The sequence below is a fragment of the Pseudomonas sp. LBUM1653 genome, from assembly GCF_059716115.1.
In genome coordinates, this window is the sequence record NZ_CP166803.1 from 6,659,786 (window position 1) to 6,678,160 (window position 18,375).

Annotated in this window: 19 protein-coding genes; 4 read left to right on the plus strand and 15 right to left on the minus strand. The window is 61.6% G+C overall.

Features of this window, described 5'->3' with window-relative positions; translation table 11 throughout:
• Positions 1-27: 27 nt before the first annotated feature.
• The gene (locus tag ACA054_RS30135; protein ID WP_497687383.1) at positions 28-579 is read right to left on the minus strand and encodes a cytochrome b; all 552 of its coding nucleotides are present in this window, start codon (positions 577-579) and stop codon (positions 28-30) included.
• A gap of 652 nt (positions 580-1,231) precedes the next feature.
• Entirely contained in the window at positions 1,232-2,980 is a 1,749-nt protein-coding gene (locus ACA054_RS30140; RefSeq protein ID WP_497687384.1) for a flavin monoamine oxidase family protein, read from the minus strand.
• Between the two features lie 221 nt (positions 2,981-3,201).
• Between ACA054_RS30140 and ACA054_RS30145 the strand changes: the two genes are divergently transcribed.
• Together ACA054_RS30145 and ACA054_RS30150 are read left to right on the plus strand one after the other, a co-directional pair.
• The gene (locus ACA054_RS30145) at positions 3,202-4,608 is read left to right on the plus strand and encodes an adenosylmethionine--8-amino-7-oxononanoate transaminase (RefSeq protein ID WP_497687385.1); all 1,407 of its coding nucleotides are present in this window, start codon (positions 3,202-3,204) and stop codon (positions 4,606-4,608) included.
• A 134-nt stretch (positions 4,609-4,742) separates the two neighbouring features.
• Positions 4,743-5,462, plus strand: coding sequence for a 16S rRNA (uracil(1498)-N(3))-methyltransferase (locus ACA054_RS30150; RefSeq protein ID WP_497687386.1), 720 nt, complete (start codon positions 4,743-4,745; stop codon positions 5,460-5,462).
• 105 nt (positions 5,463-5,567) lie between these two features.
• Here ACA054_RS30150 and ACA054_RS30155 read toward each other — a convergent pair whose 3' ends face one another.
• Genes ACA054_RS30155 through ACA054_RS30165 form a run of 3 tightly spaced genes read right to left on the minus strand, consistent with a single transcriptional unit; the run spans position 5,568 to position 8,115 of the window.
• Positions 5,568-6,470, minus strand: coding sequence for a transporter substrate-binding domain-containing protein (locus ACA054_RS30155; RefSeq protein ID WP_497687387.1), 903 nt, complete (start codon positions 6,468-6,470; stop codon positions 5,568-5,570).
• Positions 6,471-6,497: 27 nt separating this feature from the next.
• Entirely contained in the window at positions 6,498-6,848 is a 351-nt protein-coding gene (locus ACA054_RS30160) for a RidA family protein (protein WP_497687388.1), read from the minus strand.
• 25 nt (positions 6,849-6,873) lie between these two features.
• Positions 6,874-8,115, minus strand: coding sequence for a D-amino acid dehydrogenase (locus tag ACA054_RS30165; RefSeq protein ID WP_497687389.1), 1,242 nt, complete (start codon positions 8,113-8,115; stop codon positions 6,874-6,876).
• A 108-nt stretch (positions 8,116-8,223) separates the two neighbouring features.
• On the opposite strand from ACA054_RS30165, the gene ACA054_RS30170 reads away from it, so the two are divergent.
• Positions 8,224-9,141, plus strand: coding sequence for a LysR family transcriptional regulator (locus tag ACA054_RS30170; RefSeq protein WP_497687390.1), 918 nt, complete (start codon positions 8,224-8,226; stop codon positions 9,139-9,141).
• 39 nt (positions 9,142-9,180) lie between these two features.
• Here the strand turns inward: ACA054_RS30170 and trhA are convergent, their stop codons facing one another.
• Complete coding sequence (gene trhA, locus ACA054_RS30175; protein ID WP_497687391.1) at positions 9,181-9,798, minus strand: PAQR family membrane homeostasis protein TrhA; 618 nt, start codon at positions 9,796-9,798, stop codon at positions 9,181-9,183.
• A 99-nt stretch (positions 9,799-9,897) separates the two neighbouring features.
• Between trhA and ACA054_RS30180 the strand changes: the two genes are divergently transcribed.
• Positions 9,898-10,818, plus strand: coding sequence for a LysR family transcriptional regulator (locus tag ACA054_RS30180; RefSeq protein ID WP_497687392.1), 921 nt, complete (start codon positions 9,898-9,900; stop codon positions 10,816-10,818).
• Positions 10,819-10,931: 113 nt separating this feature from the next.
• Here ACA054_RS30180 and madM read toward each other — a convergent pair whose 3' ends face one another.
• The 9 genes from madM to mdcA all read right to left on the minus strand — a co-directional run bounded on the left by madM (position 10,932) and on the right by mdcA (position 18,191).
• Positions 10,932-11,696 (minus strand): malonate transporter subunit MadM, encoded by a 765-nt coding sequence (gene madM / locus ACA054_RS30185; protein ID WP_497687393.1) that lies wholly within the window; start codon positions 11,694-11,696, stop codon positions 10,932-10,934.
• Between the two features lies 1 nt (position 11,697).
• Positions 11,698-12,114, minus strand: a complete 417-nt coding sequence (madL, locus tag ACA054_RS30190; RefSeq protein WP_008063455.1) for a malonate transporter subunit MadL — start codon at positions 12,112-12,114, stop codon at positions 11,698-11,700.
• Between the two features lie 66 nt (positions 12,115-12,180).
• Positions 12,181-13,092: a malonate decarboxylase subunit epsilon gene (mdcH, locus tag ACA054_RS30195; protein ID WP_497687394.1), complete on the minus strand. Its 912-nt coding sequence runs from the start codon at positions 13,090-13,092 to the stop codon at positions 12,181-12,183.
• Positions 13,089-13,709, minus strand: coding sequence for a malonate decarboxylase holo-ACP synthase (locus ACA054_RS30200; RefSeq protein WP_497687395.1), 621 nt, complete (start codon positions 13,707-13,709; stop codon positions 13,089-13,091). The genes mdcH and ACA054_RS30200 overlap by 4 nt, the downstream gene beginning before the upstream one ends.
• Complete coding sequence (gene mdcE / locus ACA054_RS30205) at positions 13,703-14,506, minus strand: biotin-independent malonate decarboxylase subunit gamma (protein WP_497687396.1); 804 nt, start codon at positions 14,504-14,506, stop codon at positions 13,703-13,705. The genes ACA054_RS30200 and mdcE overlap by 7 nt, the downstream gene beginning before the upstream one ends.
• A complete protein-coding gene (locus ACA054_RS30210) occupies positions 14,503-15,354 on the minus strand; it encodes a biotin-independent malonate decarboxylase subunit beta (protein ID WP_497687397.1) in 852 nt (283 codons plus the stop codon). Before ACA054_RS30210 ends, mdcE begins: the two co-directional genes overlap by 4 nt.
• Positions 15,347-15,646, minus strand: coding sequence for a malonate decarboxylase subunit delta (locus ACA054_RS30215; RefSeq protein WP_008063460.1), 300 nt, complete (start codon positions 15,644-15,646; stop codon positions 15,347-15,349). Before ACA054_RS30215 ends, ACA054_RS30210 begins: the two co-directional genes overlap by 8 nt.
• Positions 15,646-16,521, minus strand: coding sequence for a triphosphoribosyl-dephospho-CoA synthase (locus tag ACA054_RS30220; RefSeq protein ID WP_497687398.1), 876 nt, complete (start codon positions 16,519-16,521; stop codon positions 15,646-15,648). The genes ACA054_RS30215 and ACA054_RS30220 overlap by 1 nt, the downstream gene beginning before the upstream one ends.
• A complete protein-coding gene (gene mdcA / locus ACA054_RS30225; protein ID WP_497687399.1) occupies positions 16,521-18,191 on the minus strand; it encodes a malonate decarboxylase subunit alpha in 1,671 nt (556 codons plus the stop codon). The genes ACA054_RS30220 and mdcA overlap by 1 nt, the downstream gene beginning before the upstream one ends.
• Positions 18,192-18,375 lie beyond the last annotated feature (184 nt).

Below are 18,375 nucleotides of genomic sequence, written 5' to 3' on the forward strand. Positions count from 1 at the left end.
TGTTTTCCTTTGAGTCGAGGTTGAATTTCAGGCTTTGCGACCCAGCATTCGCTTGAGGGTCACATCACGGTCGATAAAGTGGTGCTTCAATGCTGCCAACGCATGGAGGCCGGAAAAAATTACCAGCACCCACGCCAGCCAGAGGTGAATCACACCGGCGGTATCTGCCTGGTCCGGTAGTCCGGACACCAGCGCAGGCACTTCAAACAAGCCGAACACCGGGATACCGACACCTTCTGCGGTGGAAATCAGATAACCGGCAATCATCACAGCGAACAGACTGAGATACAGAAAGCCATGGCCGAAATGGGCGCCAAGGCGCGTCATGCGGCTGTAGCTGGACAGGCTCGGTGGCGGCGGACTGATGAATCGCCACAACACCCGCAGCACCATCACACCCAGCAATACCAGGCCAATGCTCTTGTGCAGGTCCGGCGCGTCTTTGCGCCAGGTGCTGTAGTAGTCGAGTCCGACCATCCACAGCCCCAACGCGAACAGACCGAAGACCGCCAGCGCCACACCCCAGTGCATGAAAATGCTGACCCAGCCGTAACGGGAATTGGAATTTCGTAGCTGCATTGCCTAGATCCTGTAAGTGCTGGCCCAAGACTATCGATTTATCTATCGAATTAAAGCCGAAAATTTCGCTTTGAAATATCGAGAAATGCGATCAAGAGTCTGAATCACGCGGGTTAAGGAAAGATTAAAGTCGAAATTGTGAAAAAAAGTGAATACAAACCAGAGAACACCTGTATCAAAAGGTTTATTCGATTTTCTGCTCCGATTTTTCTCCGGGCGAAAAAAAGCGCGTCCCCTGAGCCGCGCTTTTTTAAGCCTGAATGGAATTTCTCAATAGGTCCTCCCTGGCCACGATCAATGACCTGGGCGACTCCTAGTAGCTTTTGAAGACTGGAGGCGGATCCAGGCAATCAGGATCGTAGGGATTAATCTGACATCTGTAGGCCAGCTGATGTCCCGGTCCTTTAGGAAACCAATGGCCATTTTCACAACTACTCAGTGTTATCAATATCATTAACGCCACTAGTGCTTTCATACGCCCTCCAGCTTTTCGAAGAGCATAGATATCCAGTTCAGGCGTTACCTATCATGCGTTTCCGGTTGTTTTGTGGGACGCATCTGATAAATCGCTGAGGCGTGTAGGACCGGGATCGTGGATTGATAGATGAAAAAAAAGCGCGGCCCTAGGGCCACGCTTTTTTACGCCCGAACGTTACTGGGCCTTGGTAACAGTGGTCGCCACTGGTTTCTTCGTCGGTTCAGCCTTTTTTGCCGGGGCCTTGGTCGGGGCTTTTTTTGCCTCGGTCTTGGCTGCCGGTTTTTTCGCCGGAGCTTTGGCTGGCGCTTTCTTGGCTGGCTCAGCCTTCACCGGAGCAACAGGCTTCGCTGCCTCGACCGGTGCTGGTGCCGGCGTTGGAGCCGGGGCTGCTGCAGGAGCCGGTGCGACTGGCTCTGGCGCCTTGACCGGTTCCGGCTTCTTCTCGTCATCCGAGCCGCCGAACAGGTTGCTGAAGAAGTTACCCTTCTTCGCCGCCACCGCGCCGGCTGCCGCTGCGGCGGCTACTGGAGCGGCCTTCGTCGGTTCAAACGACTTGCCCGCCGCCAGGTCTTCAACCTGACTGGCCGCACGCTGACCAGTACGCAATGCACCTTCCAGAGTACCCGGGTACAAGGTGTCGGTGTGTTCGCCGGCAAAAGCTACGCGCTGAATCGGACGTTCCCACAGGCGCCAGAACTTGCTGATCTGACCTGGGCCGAACGCCAGGTAAGCGCCGCCCATCGAAGGGTCGGTGCTGTAGCGACGGATTTCATAACCGGTAAACGAGCCGCGCGCCTGTGGATAAAATGCGTGCAGGCGGATCAGCACCTGATCGACCATCTGCTTGTCGCCGAACGCCTGCATCACCCGTGAGTTATCGCCGGACAGGTTGATCACCACGTTAGCGCCACCCTTCAGCGCCGGCTCGACCCACAACATGCCCAGGCCGGTGTTGCTGTAGATCTCACCGGACATGCGCGCCTTGCTTTCCCACACCGGCGTCTTGAACTTCAACATGATCTGGTCGCGCCAGCCGTAGTTGGTGCCCTTGATCGCGGCCAGGTGCTGGGCGTCCAGCGCCGGGGTCATCTGGATCTTGCTCAGGGCACGCAATGGCACGGCCAGTACGACGTAGTCAGCCTGGTAGCCAACGCTGCCGACCTTGACGGTGACGCCGTCCTTGTCCTGGATGATGGCCGAGACCGGAGAACTGGTCTTGATGGTTTTCAGCTGTTTGACGAAAGCCTGGGCCAGCACCGGGCTGCCACCGACCAGGCGCGAAGCGCGCAGGTCACGGTCGGAAACGCCACGGTAAACCCGGCTCTGCTGGGCGAAGTACAGCAGCGAGATACGCGAAGGTTCGTCATAACGGGTACGAATCTGCTGGTTCACCAGCTGACGGGCAGTGGCCGGCAGGCTCAAGCGATCAAGCCAGTTGGACACGTTGATCTGGTCCAGCGCGTGCAGCGTGTTGTTGGCCGACGGGTTCTGCGGGTCTTCGATCGAGCGCGCCAGGTCATCCACGGTCTTTTCGTAGCGCTTGAGCGCTTCGGCAGTGGTTGGATCCTTGGTGGCCAGATCGGCAGCGGTGTAATACACGCCGTCGATCAGGTAGCTCGGGGTCCGCACGAATTCGGGCGCTGGTGTGGTGCTCAGGTTGAACGTCGAGACGTACTTGTTCAGGACCGGCTGGGTCTTGTCGTTGCCGATCCACTCGCTGGTGGCCATGCCGGAACGGCCGCCCAGGCTCGGCTTGGCTTCCAGCAGCGTGACCTGCCAGCCTTTGTTCTGCAGCTCATAAGCAGCCGTGAGGCCCGCGACCCCGCCGCCGATCACGATCGCGGTTTTATCCTTGGCCAGCGCAGACACGCTGAACAGCCCCAACATCACCAGCGCACAGGCGCGCAGCCAACCGACAGACATTCAGCGAACTCCGGAAATACAGGAAAAAATAGCGATTTTGCGAGCCAGGCGGCTCCAGAACCGCGAAGGATACGTCAGCCGTCAGACGCCCGCCAGCAACGTCTACCGCCCTATACAAAGTAGCTCATTCGACACAATGGGTTGTTCCCGGGGCACGCATTGCATAGGCTTGCGCGATTGTATGTCCGCGCGTGTCACGGAACGCCTCGAGGAGACTGAACATGGGCCTGAATAATCAGTGGATGCAACGCGATCTCGCGGTGTTGTGGCATCCCTGCACCCAGATGAAAGATCACGAACAACTGCCGCTGATCCCGATCAAGCGCGGTGAAGGCGTGTGGCTGGAAGATTTCGAAGGCAAACGCTACCTCGACGCGGTGAGCTCGTGGTGGGTGAACGTGTTCGGTCATGCCAACCCGCGCATCAACCAGCGCATCAAGGACCAGGTCGATCAGCTGGAACACGTGATCCTCGCCGGTTTCAGCCATCAGCCGGTGATCGAGTTGTCCGAGCGCCTGGTGAAGATGACGCCCGAAGGCCTGACCCGGTGTTTCTACGCCGATAACGGTTCGTCCTGCATCGAAGTCGCGCTGAAAATGAGTTTTCACTACTGGCTCAACCGCGGCCAGTCGAACAAGAAGCGCTTCGTCACCCTGACCAACAGCTACCACGGCGAAACCATGGCGGCTATGTCGGTGGGTGACGTGCCGCTGTTCACCGAAACCTACAAGGCGCTACTGCTCGACACCATCAAGGTGCCGAGCCCCGATTGCTACCTGCGCCCGGAAGGCATGAGCTGGGAAGAACACTCGCGCAACATGTTCGCCGCCATGGAACAGACCCTGGCCGAGAACCATGACACCGTCGCCGCAGTGATTGTCGAGCCGCTGATCCAGGGCGCCGGCGGCATGCGCATGTACCACCCGGTGTACCTCAAGCTGCTGCGCGAAGCCTGCGACCGCTATGGCGTGCACCTGATCCACGACGAAATCGCCGTTGGCTTCGGCCGCACCGGGACGATGTTCGCCTGCGAACAGGCCGGCATCCGGCCGGACTTCCTCTGCCTGTCCAAGGCCCTGACCGGCGGCTACCTGCCGCTGGCGGCGTGCCTGACCACCGACGAGGTCTACAGCGCCTTCTACGACGATTACCCGACCCTGCGCGCCTTCCTGCATTCCCACAGCTACACCGGCAACCCGCTGGCGTGCGCGGCAGCCCTGGCGACGCTGGATATCTTCGAAGAAGACAACGTCATCGAGAACAACAAGGCCCTGGCGCAGCGCATGGCCTCCTCCACTGCGCACCTGGTCGATCATCCGAACGTCAGCGAAGTGCGCCAGACCGGCATGGTGCTGGCCATCGAGATGGTCAAGGACAAGGCGAGCAAAGAGGCTTATCCATGGCAGGAACGCCGCGGCATGAAGGTGTTCCAGCATGCACTGGAGCGCGGTGCCTTGCTGCGGCCGTTGGGCAGCGTGGTGTATTTCCTGCCGCCGTACGTGATCACCCCGGAGCAGATCGACTTCCTCGCCGAAGTCGCCAGTGAAGGGATCGACATTGCCACCCGCGAAAGCGTCAGCGTGGCGGTGCCGAAGGACTTTCATCCGGGATTCCGTGATCCGGGCTAGAGTTCGTCTTCTCGTTCCCACGCTCTGCGTGGGAATGCAGCCCGGGACGCTCCGCGTCCCAAAAGCGGACGCAGAGCGTCCGATGAGGCATTCCCACGCAGAGCGTGGGAACGATCCAACTACAGAGACCCAGCATGAGACTGTCCCGCTTCTTTATCGACGCCCCCCTGAGCACCGGCGAGCACGAGTTGCCCGAAGCCCAGGCCCATTACATCGGCCGCGTGCTGCGCATGGCCGAGGGCGATGCGTTGCAACTGTTCGACGGTTCCGGCCATGAATTTCGCGGCACGCTGGTGGAAGTCGGCAAAAAACGCGTAGTGGTACAGATCAATGAACAGTTCGCCGGCCAGGTGGAATCGCCGTTGCAGATCCACCTCGGCCAAGGCTTGTCCCGTGGCGAGCGCATGGACTGGGCGATCCAGAAAGCGACTGAATTGGGTGTCACGGAAATCACGCCGATCTTCAGTGACCGCTGCGAAGTGCGGCTCAAGGACGAGCGAGCCGACAAGCGCCTGCTGCACTGGCGCCAGGTGGCGATCAGCGCGTGCGAACAATGCGGGCGTTCAAGGGTGCCGGTGATTCATCCACCGATGCTGTTGGCCGACTGGCTGAAACAGACCGAAGCTGAATTGAAACTGGTACTGCACCCGGTGGCCGAGCCATTGATCAGTCATGCCAAACCTTCGACCCTGGCCTTCCTGATCGGCCCGGAAGGTGGGTTGTCGGACGCCGAAGTCGAGCAGGCCAAGGCCGGTGGTTTTCACGCCGCCCGCCTCGGCCCGCGAGTGCTGCGCACCGAAACCGCGCCGGTGGTCGCACTCTCGGTGGCCCAACAACTTTGGGGCGACTTCTAGGGCCTCTTCGCGAGCAGGTTCGCTCCCACAGGAACGCATTCCAATGTGGGAGCGAGCCTGCTCGCGAATGGCCACGACACTGTCCAAAGGATGATCGCTGGATCCTTACTGCACCGGATCACTCACCGGTTTGGCAATGATCGCCTTGAGCTCGCTGGTCATCGGGAATTCAAGATTCAAACCTTTCGGCGGAATCGGCTGTTCGAACCAGCGCTGGTAGATACCGTTGATCTCGCCCGAGCTATATAGATCGCCCAACACACCGTTCACCAGCGCCAGGAATTGCGGGTCGTCCTTGCGCACCATGCAGCTGTAGATTTCCCGCGACTGCTCCTCCCCGACCACCACCCACTTGTGCGGATCATGGGCCTTGGCGCGCTCGCCGTAGAGCAGCGCGTCGTCCATGTAAAACGCTGCGGCGCGACCCGATTGCAGCATCTGGAAAGCTTCGCCGTGGTCCTTGGCACTGATCACGAACATATCGATTTTGTTGTCGACGTTGTAGCTCTTCAGAAAGCGCTCGTTGGTGGTGCCTGCAGTTGTCACCACGTTCTTGCCGCGCAGGTCGGCGAAGCTTTTGATGCCACTGTCCCTGGCAGTGAGCAACTGGCCTTTGACATAGATAAATCCGTAGGAGAACGCCACCTGCTTCTGCCGCTCTGCGGTCACGCCGGTGGAGCCGCACTCCAGATCCACGGTGCCGTTCTGCACCAGCGGAATGCGGGTTTGCGAGGTCACAAGGTTGTAATTCACCTTGAGATCCGGCAGTGCCAGTTGCTGCTGGATGCGCTCGACAATCTTGCTCGCCAGATCCACCGAATAACCCATCGGTTTGCCGGTGTGATCGCCCACATAAGAGAACGGTACCGACGCATCGCGATAGCCCAGGGTGATGGTCTTGGCACTGGCGATTTTACTCAGAGTGCCAGTCAGCGGTGCTTCATTGGCCTGGACCTGACTGCCGAGCAACAGACCTAGCGTGCAGCCGAGCAACGTGATTTTTTGCATTGTTATTCTCCGTTGTGGGTGGTGTTTTCAGATTCGAGCGGCGGTGACGGTGATTTCTACCCGTATCTGCGGTCGCGCCAGTTCAGCCTGCACCGTGGTGCGGCTCGGTGCCTGTCCCGGCGATAGCCAGGCCGACCAGACCTCGTTCATCGCGGCAAAATCTTCGGTGATGTTTTTCAGGTAAATGGTCGCGCTGAGCAGATGATCCTTGTCACTGCCGGCCTCGGCCAGCAAGGCGTCGATCTTCGCCAGCACTTCGCGGGTCTGGCCGCCGGCATCCAGGGCATCGCCTGGCACCTGGCCGGAGAGCAACACCAGATCGCCAAAGGTCACGGCGCCAGACAGGCGCGGGTTGCTGTGCAGTCGGGTAATGGTCATTGCAGTGTCCTCTTCAAAATGGAATTCACGCGGCCCGATGATTGAAGCCGTGCAGGTCGATGGAAGGTTGGCGCTGGCCGATCAGCTCGCTGAGCAACCGCCCGCTACCGCACGCCAGGGTGAAACCCAACGCGCCATGGCCGAGATTGAGCCACAGATTGCGATACGCCGTGGCACCCAGCAACGGCACACCACTGGGCGTCGCCGGACGCATGCCGGCCCACTCCACGGCGGCCTCGTAGTCGCCGGCATTGGCGAAGGTGTCGCGGGCCTGACGCTTGATCAGGGCCAGACGCTCGGGATCGACAGAAGGGTCGAAACCGACGATGTCGACCATTGCCGCCACCCGCAATTGCTCGCCGATGCGGGCGTAGACGATCTTGCGGTCGTAGTCGGTGATGCTCACATCGGGCGCCCGGTGGCCGGCGCCGATTGGCACCGTCAAGCTATAACCTTTCAGCGGATAAAGCGGCAGGCGCAGGCCGGGCAACGCCAGCAGCGGACTGCGGTGGCCGGCGGCGATCACCAGGTGTTCGACCGGCCGCACTTCGTCACCCAGTTCGATGGCGCTGACCGCGCCGTTACTGTGGCGGATTCCAGTCACCGCCTGACCGAGGCGAAATTCGCAACGGCCAGACGCTTTCAGCTGCGCGGCCAGTAGCTGACAGAAACCGTGGCAATCACCGACCTCTTCGTCCGGCGTATAGATCGCGCCGACAAAGGGTGCATCGACCAGCGCCGGTTCAATATCCGCACACTCAGCAGCCGTCAGCACCTGCTGCCGTTGCGGATCGGCCAGGCTTTTGCGCGCATGCTCGAAGCTGCCGACGTTGCGGAAGGTCACCAGTTTGCCGTTGCGTCGCCAGTTGAAGCCGGCCAGGCCATCGACCTCACGCCAATTCTTCATCGTGTCCTGGCTGAACAGCGCCAGACGCAACAGATGCGCTGCGTTTTCACGGTTGACGGAGCTGCGACAGGCAGCGAGGAATGAGGCCATCCAGCGCCACTGCACCGGGTCCAGTCGCGGGCGCAGCTTCAAGGGCGAATCGCCGCGCAGCATCCAGCCGATCGCCTGCAACGGCACACCGGCATCGGCCAGCGGCGCGACATAGCGGTAGGAAAGCTGGCCGCCATTGGCAAAACTGGTTTCGCTACCCAGCGCGTCCCGGGCTTCGACCACCGTCACCTCGAAGCCGTCGCGCACCAGCGCATAGGCCGTTGCCAGGCCAATCACGCCGCCACCGATGATGCATACACGCTGAGCCATGTTCGTCCTAAAACCGTTGTGAAGACCAAACCGAGGTTAGAGCCAGGTGACAGGCGGCGGACAATGAATAAAGATGCCTAACCCATAAACAAAGGTTATGGACTCGCCATGCGTCTTCGCCACATCGAAATTTTCCAGGCCATCCGCCAGACCGGTTCGATCAGCGCGGCCGCGCAATTGCTGCACGTGTCCCAACCGGCGGTGACCAAGGTGCTGCAACATGCCGAGCAGCAGTTGGGGTTCCCGTTGTTCTTGCGCATACGCGGCAAGTTACAGGCGACGCCGGAAGCGCTGGAGCTGGAGCGCGAGGTCGACAAGGTCAGCGAAAGCCTGCAAGGCGTGCGACGCCTGGCCCAGAGCCTGCGCCGCGAGCCGGGCCACAGCCTGCGCATCGGCGCCACACCGGCGTTGGCCCTGTCGCTGCTGCCGCCGGCCATTCATGAGTGGACCGGGCGCTACCCGGACATCGCCTGCGAACTGTCCAGCGCCCATAGCCGCGAACTGGTGCAGAACCTGCTGATGCGCGAAGTGGATGTCGCCCTGACCCTGCAACGACCTGATCATCCTGGATTGAAGGCTCAGGCCCTGGCTTCAGGGGTGCTGGTGGCATTGGCGCCGAAGGGTTATTGGCCGGATGAGGACGTCGGCCAGCCGCTGCCGCTGATGGCCCTGGCCGATGCACCCTTGATTGGCCTGTCCAGTGCCGACCCATTGGCGGCCCGGCTGGACAGCTACCTCGAAGCGGTCGAACCTGCGCCCCGGGTGCGCATCGCCGTGCAGACTTACTCACTGGCCCGGGCGATGGTGGAATCCGGTGCCGGGCTGGCGGTGATCGACCCCTTCACCGCCCTCGGCGCGTCCCCCGCCACGACGACGATTCGCCCGTTGGCACCGCCGTTGCCCATCACCTTGTACGCAGTGACCCGCGCCGCCGAACCGCCGCCCCACACCTTGAACGACCTGTTGCAGATTTTCAGCCGCCGGGCCCAGGCACAACTCGATCGCCTGATCCCGTCCTTCCCCTGACTGCGAATAAAAAACCTGTGGGATTACCCATGACGCGATTTACAGGACGTAAAAAAGAATCGCCACAAAATGCAGCAAACTCCCGGCAATCACAAACAAATGCCAGATCCCGTGGGCATGCCGCAGACGATGGTCCATGGCAAAAAAGACAATACCCACGGTGTACAACACCCCGCCCGATGCCAGCCAGGCAAACCCGGCGCCGCCCAGTGCCGCCAGTAACGGCTTGACCGCCACCAGCACGATCCAGCCCATTACCGCGTAGATCACGATCGACAGGATCCGCGCTTCCGACCTCGGCTTGATTTCCTGCAGTATGCCGATCAGCGCCAGCCCCCAGACAATCCCGAACAACGTCCAGCCCCACGGCCCGCGCAGGGTCACCAGGCAGAACGGCGTGTAGCTGCCGGCGATCAACAGGTAGATCGAGAAGTGATCAACCTTCTGCATGATCACTTTCTTGCGTCCGCGCACGCTGTGGTACACGGTCGATGCGCTGTACAGCACCAGCAAGGTAAAGGCGTAGATTGCCGTGCTGACGATCTTCCATGGACTGCCGTCGAGGCTGGCGACCACGATCAGCCACACACCGCCGACAAACGCCGCCACTGCCCCAACCAAATGCGTCCAGGCGTTCAATCTTTCCCCGTGATACATCGCTTACCCACCTCGAAAATCGATAAAGCGCAATATGGCGCGCTCCTACACAAACCCACATACGTGCACAATCAGGCTATTCCAAAAAGAGTCCACCCCATGCTGATCGATGAAGAGTTGACCCTGAAAAAACTCGAGGTGTTCCTGGCTTTCATGCGCACCGGCAATCTGGCCCGTGCCGCCGCCGAATTGCAGACCAGTAACGTTAGCGTACATCGGGCGATCCACTCCCTGGAAAGCGCCCTGCGCTGCCCGTTGTTCAAGCACGAGGGGCGCAACCTGACGCCACTGGAAAGCGCCTACGTCCTGGAAGAACGGGCGCAGAAGCTGATTCAGGATGTAGTGGAAACTGTGCGCTTGACCCGCGAAGCCGCCGGGTTTTCCGCCGAACGCTTCAAATTGGGCTCGCTGTATTCACTGACGGTGAAGACCGTGCCGCAGTTGATCATGGGCCTGAAGATCCGCCGCACCGAACTCAATATCGACCTGATCCTGGGCTCCAACATCGACCTGCTGTACAAGCTCAAGAACATGGAAGTCGACGCGATCCTGGTGTCCCTGGACGACACTGTCAACGATCCGGATTGCGAGCAGATCCAGCTGTTTTCCGACGATATTTTCCTCGCCACTCCCGCCGACTCCAGGTTCGCCCAGCGTACCGAAGTCGATCTGGCCGAGGTCCGCGACGAAACCTTCATCACCCTGACCCAGGGCTTCGCCACGCATCAGGACGGTAAACGGGTATTCGAGCAGGCGGGGTTCGAGCCGAAGGTGGCGATGCAGGTCAACGACATCTTCACCCTGCTGAGCATGGTCAGCTCGGGTGTTGGATATGCGTTACTGCCGGGCAGGATTGCGGCGGTGTACGAGAACCGGGTGAAGCTGATTCCGTTGCAGGAGAAGTATCGGTTGCAACAGCACATTGGCGTGGTGTTCTTGAAGGCCAAGGAGCGCGATCCGAATTTGCTGGCGCTGCTGGCGGAGTGTCGGATGTACGCCAATCGCCACACCACCCAGTGATCGTTCCCACGCTCTGCGTGGGAATGCAGCCCGGGACGCTCCGCGTCCCATTCGAGAGCTGGAACGCGGAGCGTCCCTTGAGGCATTCCCACGCAGAGCGTGGGAACGATCGGTTAGCCCACAATCCCGCGAACGATGAAGTACAGCAACGAAGGCCCCAGCAAGCACCCAAGCCCGGTATGGAAAGTCGCGGTCAACGCGCCATAAGGCACCAACCGCCGATCCGTCGCCGCCAGCCCCGCCGTCACACCGCTGACCGTGCCGGCCAGGCCGCCAAACACCATCGCCGAACGCGGGTTATCCAGGCCCATCCAGCGCGCCGCCATCGGAGTGCCGACCATCACCAGGATCGCCTTGATCAACCCGGAGGCAATCGACAGCGCCATCACATCCGAGGTCGCGCCAATCGCCGCACCGGTCACCGGCCCGACGATGTAGGTCACCGCACCCGCGCCAATCGTGGTCATGCTCACCGCATCACGATAACCGAACACCCAGGCCAGGCACGCACCGACAATGAACGGCAGCACCGTGCCCAGCAGCAACGCGATCACGCCGATCAACCCGGCCTTTCTGGCTTCGGTGGCCTGCACTTCGAACGCCGTGGCGACAATGGCGAAGTCCCGCAGCATGGCGCCGCCCATCAAGCCGATGCCGGAGAACAGTGTCAGGTCCGCCAGGCCTTTTTGCCCGCCGGTCATGGTACCGCCGACCCAGGCCAGGACCAGGCCGATGACGATGGCAATCGCCGAGCCATGGATGCGCCCGAAGGTCAGGCGTTTGGAGAGAACCACAGACACCCACATGATCACGCCGACGAAGGCGAATGCCGTGACCAGGCCGTTGTGTTCCAGGCCTTTCTCTATGAGATCCCACATATCAGCGACCTCCTACGGGTGTGCCGACGGGGGAGATTTCCGCCGGTTCATCGGGCAAGGGTTCGCCTTTGTGGGTCCGGCTGATCAAGGCAATGGTGCAGCCGCAGACCACCACCGAACCGATCGCCGCCAGCACCGCCACCGGACCGCCGTGCAAGGCCGTGACCACGTTCTGTTGCGCGGCCATCGCCACCACCACGGGAATGTACATGGCACCCCAGAAGCCGACGCCCATTTCGCAATCTTTGGTCATGCCACCGCGTTTTTGCATCCACAACCGCGCGCAGATCAACAGGATCATTGCGATCCCGACCCCGCCGACGTTGGATTTGACGCCCAGCAAGACGCCGAGCATGTCACCCATGATCACCCCTGCCAGCGTACAGATCGCCAGCAGCGCCACACCGTAAATAATCATTTTTGTCGTCCTCAAAGTGCATCGTCGAATGTTGTTCTTGTTGTTCGAAGCCTTCAGTCGCGTGGTCTAGGGGTGGCGACTTCCCTCCTCACGCATCAGCGCCTGCAGGGTATCGAGCCGGGCACCGTCGAAAGCAATCACGGTGCCCTGTTCGAACACCCGGCGCGCCAGCCCGGTCAGCACCGCACCGGGCGGCAGTTCGATCTGTAGACGCACGCCACGCTCGTAGGCGCTTTGTACCGTGCCGCGCCAATCCACCACGCGGCACATGTTGAAGGCCAGGTCGTCGCGCAAGGCGTCGACCTTGATCACCGGGCGCGCGCGACTGCCGCTCAGGTAGCCGATCTTCGGTGTTTGCAGCTGCACACTGGCGAACGCTTCGGCCAGGGTTTGCGCCGGTATATCCAGCAGCGGGCAGTGCGACGGCACACTCACTGCCAGACGCTTGGCCATCCCTGCCCCACGCGCTCTTGCCAGTTCGGCCACAGCTTTCATCGCAGCGTCACTGCCGGCAATCACCACCTGGTTATCTGCGTTGATATTGGCCAGGTAAACCGGCGTATCGACGCTGTGAACCCGGGCCAGCAAGCCCTCCACCACAGTCAGTTCCAGGCCGATGATCGCGGTCATCCCGTAACCCTGTGGATAAGCTTGCTGCATCAACTCACCGCGCAGGCTGACCAGATGCAGCGCATCGCTGAAACTCAGGGCACCGGCGACCACGGCTGCCGGGTAGGCACCGATGGAAAGCCCTGCGACGTAATCCGCCGGCAATGACAACTGCCGCGAAGCCGCCACACCGGCGATCAGCAGGCAGAGCTGCACTGCCCTCGTCGATTGCAACGCTTGGGCAGAATCGAGCAGCCGAACGTCTTCACCGAGCACATCGCTGGCTTCGATCAGCGTTTCCCCAGGCACACGCTGGAGCATGCCCGGCTGCTGCGCACCCTGACCCGGGAACACCAGCAAGCTGCTCACGCTGCTTGCTCCTGCGGGTTCCATGGGTCGATGACCAGGCAGGCTCCCGTTGCATCCTTGAGTAGAACCCGAGGGGAAGAACCCGCCCATTCCCGCAAGGCGACAGCGCCAAACGCTGTCTGCAATTGCATGTCCACCACACACCGCGACGCATCGAGCAACGCCAACAGCTCCCGAGCCTGATCACGCGCCAGAGGTTGTGGCGTGCGCAGAATCAGATCCAGATCGCTGGCCTCATGAAGCGCTGCAAAGCCGCAGGCCAACTCGAACCCGGCACTGCCGCTGACGCCCCAGACCCAACCGCAGGCATCGAGTACAGGGCGCAATTGAGCCAAGGCTGCAAGCGCCGGCAGGTCACGGTGGATATCGACATGACAAAGCTGTTCCGGGCTGACACGACGGGTTATCGCCGCAATCGCCATCGACGTCCCATAGCGCTGCTCACGCAAACGGCCACGCACGCCGACCGCAATCCGCTCCGCCGTCGACACCGCACGACGCACCACCACTGGCTGACCGGCGCTGATCGACTCGACCGCCCAGGCAGGCGCATCCACGGGCAGCTGCTGCGGGGTCATGCCCCAGAGCAGGTCGTGGGCCATAAACCTGCTCACCACTGCTCTCTCAGCAATTGGCGGACCTTGCTTGAGGCCGCACGATTGGCCGCCCCGAGGCGAGCGCTGAGATCAACACCCTTGTGCGCGACATCGCCAATCGCCTGCGTCAGGCACTCGGTCACCCGCGCCAGATCCGCCGTGGTTGGCTGTTCGATTTGCTGCACCGACAAGGTTTCCCAGAGCAAGCCGAGGCTGGCATAGCTGTCGATGTCATAGGCCATCGGCGGCACGCTGGCGGCCAAGGTTTCCAGTTCTTCGACACTGCGCAAGGTCACCCGCGCCGCCGAGGCCTTGCCCATTGCGTGCACCATCACCCCTGGATCGCGCAGGGCAATCAAGCGGTTGGCCTGGTACCCGTGAGCCAGAAACGCCCCGGACATCGCCTTGCCTACCAGCAAACCAATGACGGCATGACCGGCCAGCCGGGCGCGGGCATAACTGTCCGCCGCACCGGCCAAGGCTTGATGAATGCCCAGGGCTTCTTCGCGTCGGCCGTAGGCCTGGCTTGGCACATCGACGATGGCGATCAAGGCGCGTTTTTGCGGCTTGTCCTGATCGGTAGCGATGACTTCATCCACCGCCTTGGCCAGGCCCCAGCCTTCGAGCAACCCGACCTCACCATTGCGGGCACGCACGAAACGGTTGTCTGGATCGGTCACCACGGCGATAAACCGCACGGGTTGCCCCGCCAAAACACCATCGGCGACTTTCAGCGAAGCCGGCAAACCTTCGACCGGTTTGGCATCGCCGCTCAAGGCGTTGAACCAATTCAAGCCCCTCAGGGAATACGAACTCATGAGCGCTCTCCTTGATACAGGTCGCGAACCGTGGCCGGCTCGATTTGCGGCTCGGCGTCCAGACGCGCCAGCCGTTGCAAGAACAGGTCGGCCTGAGCGCTGCGGTGCTGCGCGGGCAAACCTTGCTTGAGCAATTCGCCGACCTGCTGGCGGATCTGCGCCACGTCATCATTGGCGTAGCGATCCACCAGCCCCGTGGCAAAACGTTGCTCGCCTCCGGTCAGGCTCCAGATGAAGGGGCGATCTCGCGAGTCGTATTCCTCGAGCCCCGCTTCCTGTTCGATCACCTGCGGACCGTTCAGGCCGAGGCGGGCTTCCTGGGTCACCAGCAGGTAGCTGCACAAGCCGGCGGCAATCGACATGCCGCCAAAGCACCCGACGCTGCCCGCCACCACACCGATCACCGGTTGGTACTGGCGCAAATCGACAATCGCCGCATGAATATCGGCAATCGCCGCCAATCCGAGATTGGCTTCCTGCAAACGCACGCCACCGGTTTCCAGTAGCAGCACGGCGCGGGTCGGGATGCCCTTGCGGTTGTCCTCGGCGGCCAGTTCCAGTGCACCGGCAATTTTCGCCCCACCGACTTCACCGAGACTGCCGCCCTGGAATGCCCCTTCGATGGCCGCGATCACCACCGGCAAACCCTCGAGACTGCCCTTGGCGATCACCACGCCGTCATCGGCTTGCGGCACCACGCCTTGGCGCGCCAGCCACGGCGACATGATTCGCTGGAACGGGTCGAGCAATTCGCGAAAGGTACCGGCATCGAGCAAGGCTTTCGCCCGTTGCCGGGCACCGAGTTCAACGAAGCTGTGTTTGTTTAGAAGCACGGCGCTGTCAGTCATGGCCGATCTCCTCGAAGCCCTGTTCCAGGCGCAGGCGTACCACGCCGGGGGTGGCGCCGAAATCGTGGATATCGATGTCCATTGCCGGCGGGGTCTGACCGTCGAACATCCGCGCGAACAGGTGCTGCCAGCGTTGTTCGCTGCCATTGACCGATGTCTGCACGGTGATGCTCAGCTTGCCGGGCTGACCCGGCTCGATCAGCACTTCCAGATCGCCCGAGCCGACACAACCGACCAGCGTGCGGCCGCGTGGCGGCTGCCCGGCGGGGAATTCAAAGGATAAGGTTTCCATCAAATAACTCCCTGGATGATGCTGTCGCCCGACTCAATGCGGTCAATGAACAGGCAGGCTGCGAGCAAATCCGCAGCACCACCGGGCGATGCATTCAATGCGATAAGTTGTTGGTCCAGCTCATGCAATCGGCGGCGACCGGCGAGGCTGGCGCTGCCACCGGCGTCGAGCACGGCCTGGGCGCCGAGCTGCATGGTGCTCAGGCCTTCCTCACCGGCGCGGTACAGCACGCAGGTGTCGGCCAAACTCGTCATGATCGCCAGCAGCGCATCGAGCCGGGCGTTCTGTTCGCCATGACCGGCGGCGTGGCTACGCTTGAGTTGCGGCAGCGCGCGTTGAGTCACCGCAGGGAAGCCGAGCTGAGCTTCCTCACGGGCGCCGCGTGCGCCGTAGCGTTGAGCGACTTGCGCGCCGTGACTCAGTGGACGCGGCGCATAACGGTCGTCGAGCAAGGCCAGGCGTGCAGCGCGCAAGGCGATGGCGCCGGCGGCGGTGGATTGCGGATCCAGCGCAACCGCGGCGACCAGCAGGCCTAGCGCCCAGATTGCTCCGCGATGGGTATTCACACCGTTGGTGGTGGCGAGCATCGCTTGTTCGCCTTCACGACCGATCAGGCCAATGGCCTCGCGCAGCGGCAATCCAACCTCGCCAATTTCGATAGCGGCTTCAGCCATTTCCTTGAACGCCGGCCACAAGGCCAGTGCCGAGGCGTGCATCAGCCCCAGGTGCAAATCGGTATGGGCGCCGTTGCCGCGACGGTCGACCAGCGCCGGTTTCGGCGACAGGTCGGCCTCGTCGATAAGCGCGTCCACCGCCAGGTCCGCCAGGCGTTCGGCCAGGCTCAGGGTTTTGGTTTGCAGGTTGAGTGCGTGCATTACCAGCTCCTGAACTTGGCGGGCGGGTTGTAGAGGCCACCGGACCACTCCACCAGATCGGCCACGCTTTTGGCGGCGAGCAATTCGCGGGTGGCGTCGGTGCGGCGGATGCCGAGGTCTTCAGGCAAGGCGATCAAGCCTTCGCGGCGCATGCGCGCGGTGTCTTTGGGGTTGTGACGCAGGCCTATGACGGTCACGCCAGCGACGGCGGCAATCATTGCCTGACGTTCTTCGAGAGAACGAGCCTTGTACAAATAGGCGATGCCTTCTTCGGTCAGCAGGTGGGTGACGTCGTCGCCGTAGATCATGATCGGCGCCAGTGGCATGCCGCTTTTCTTCGCCACCTCGATTGCGTCGAGGGTCTCGACGAAGGTCGGTTTGCCGCCCTCCTGAAAAGTCTCGACCATTTGCACCACGAGTTTCCTGCCGCGTTCGAGCAACGGCTCGGCCGCGTCGCCGTGGCGCATGTCGAGCCAGGCTGGCGTGCCGTGCCGGCGACCGCGCGGGTCGTGGCCCATGTTCGGCGCCCCACCGAAACCGGCCAGGCGACCACGGGTCACGGTGGAAGAATGGCCGTCGCCGTCGACTTGCAGGGTCGCGCCGATGAACAGGTCCACCGCGTATTGCCCGGCCAGTTGGCTGAACATCCGGTTGGAACGCAGGGAGCCGTCGCGCCCGGTGAAGAACACGTCGGGCCGGGCGGCGATGTAGTTTTCCATGCCCAGTTCGGTGCCGAAGCAATGCACGCTTTCGACCCAGCCGCTTTCAATCGCCGGGATCAGGGTTGGATGGGGATTGAGTGTCCAGTTACGGCAGATCTTGCCCTTGAGGCCAAGGGATTCGCCGTAGGTCGGCAGGATCAGTTCAATGGCAGCCGTGTTGAAGCCGATGCCGTGGTTGAGCGACTGTACGTTGTGTTTTTCGTAGATCCCGCGAATCGCCATCATCGCCATCAGCACATGCACCGGCTTGATGTGCCGGGGGTCGCGAGTGAACAGCGGCTCGATGTAGAACGGCTTGTCGGCCACCACCACGAAGTCGACCCAGGAAGCGGGAATGTCGACCCTCGGCAAGTCGCTGACGTCATCCACCAATTGGTTGACCTGGACAATGACGATGCCGTCGCTGAAGGCTGCCGGTTCGATCAGCGCCGGCGTGTCTTCGGTGCTTGGCCCGGTGTAGATATTGCCGGCGCGGTCGGCCATGAAGCCGGCGCTGAGCACCACGTTGGGAATCAGGTCGACCACCAGCCGCGCATAGAGCTCGATGTAGGTGTGGATTGCGCCGATTTCCAGCAGGCCGTCTTCGAGCAACTGGCTGATGCGCAGACTCTGGGTGCCGGCGAAGGAGAAGTCGAGCTTGCGCGCAATGCCGCGTTCGAACAGGTCCAGGTGCTCGGAACGACCGACGCTGGGCATGATCATGTGCAGGTCATGCAGCTTGCCCGGATCGGCCTTGGCCAGGGAACGCGAAAGAAAATCCGCCTGCTTCTGGTTGTTGCCCTCCAGAACCACTCGGTCGCCGGGCAGGATCAACGCCTCCAGCGCCGCCACGATCTTGTCGGTGGGCAACACCACACCGTCGGCCAGGTCTCGCACCTGCGCAAGACGCCGCTGCTTTTCGCTGCGCCGCCGCGTCCATCGCGAGTCGGGGGATATTGTTGTTGTCATGACCACTCCACGGGTTCGCTGTCGTGGAGTCACCATAGGAGTGTTGGGAGGGGGGTATCAATCAAGCAGAGTGGCGGATTGTTACGGTCAAAGTAATGGTTGTTCGAGCCGACGCCTTCGCGATCAGGCTCGCTCCCACAAGGGGTTGGCGGCGTTTACAAAATCTGTGGGAGCGAGCCTGCTC

Bases quoted from the DNA above. Each gene is read 5' to 3' on its own strand.
- ACA054_RS30135 (WP_497687383.1), bottom strand. From the start codon at position 579: ATGCAGCTACGAAATTCCAATTCCCGTTACGGCTGGGTCAGCATTTTC.
- ACA054_RS30140 (WP_497687384.1), bottom strand. From the start codon at position 2,980: ATGTCTGTCGGTTGGCTGCGCGCCTGTGCGCTGGTGATGTTGGGGCTG.
- ACA054_RS30145 (WP_497687385.1), top strand. From the start codon at position 3,202: ATGGGCCTGAATAATCAGTGGATGCAACGCGATCTCGCGGTGTTGTGG.
- ACA054_RS30150 (WP_497687386.1), top strand. From the start codon at position 4,743: ATGAGACTGTCCCGCTTCTTTATCGACGCCCCCCTGAGCACCGGCGAG.
- ACA054_RS30155 (WP_497687387.1), bottom strand. From the start codon at position 6,470: ATGCAAAAAATCACGTTGCTCGGCTGCACGCTAGGTCTGTTGCTCGGC.
- ACA054_RS30160 (WP_497687388.1), bottom strand. From the start codon at position 6,848: ATGACCATTACCCGACTGCACAGCAACCCGCGCCTGTCTGGCGCCGTG.
- ACA054_RS30165 (WP_497687389.1), bottom strand. From the start codon at position 8,115: ATGGCTCAGCGTGTATGCATCATCGGTGGCGGCGTGATTGGCCTGGCA.
- ACA054_RS30170 (WP_497687390.1), top strand. From the start codon at position 8,224: ATGCGTCTTCGCCACATCGAAATTTTCCAGGCCATCCGCCAGACCGGT.
- trhA (WP_497687391.1), bottom strand. From the start codon at position 9,798: ATGTATCACGGGGAAAGATTGAACGCCTGGACGCATTTGGTTGGGGCA.
- ACA054_RS30180 (WP_497687392.1), top strand. From the start codon at position 9,898: ATGCTGATCGATGAAGAGTTGACCCTGAAAAAACTCGAGGTGTTCCTG.
- madM (WP_497687393.1), bottom strand. From the start codon at position 11,696: ATGTGGGATCTCATAGAGAAAGGCCTGGAACACAACGGCCTGGTCACG.
- madL (WP_008063455.1), bottom strand. From the start codon at position 12,114: ATGATTATTTACGGTGTGGCGCTGCTGGCGATCTGTACGCTGGCAGGG.
- mdcE (WP_497687396.1), bottom strand. From the start codon at position 14,506: ATGAGTTCGTATTCCCTGAGGGGCTTGAATTGGTTCAACGCCTTGAGC.
- ACA054_RS30210 (WP_497687397.1), bottom strand. From the start codon at position 15,354: ATGACTGACAGCGCCGTGCTTCTAAACAAACACAGCTTCGTTGAACTC.
- ACA054_RS30215 (WP_008063460.1), bottom strand. From the start codon at position 15,646: ATGGAAACCTTATCCTTTGAATTCCCCGCCGGGCAGCCGCCACGCGGC.
- ACA054_RS30220 (WP_497687398.1), bottom strand. From the start codon at position 16,521: ATGCACGCACTCAACCTGCAAACCAAAACCCTGAGCCTGGCCGAACGC.
- mdcA (WP_497687399.1), bottom strand. From the start codon at position 18,191: ATGACAACAACAATATCCCCCGACTCGCGATGGACGCGGCGGCGCAGC.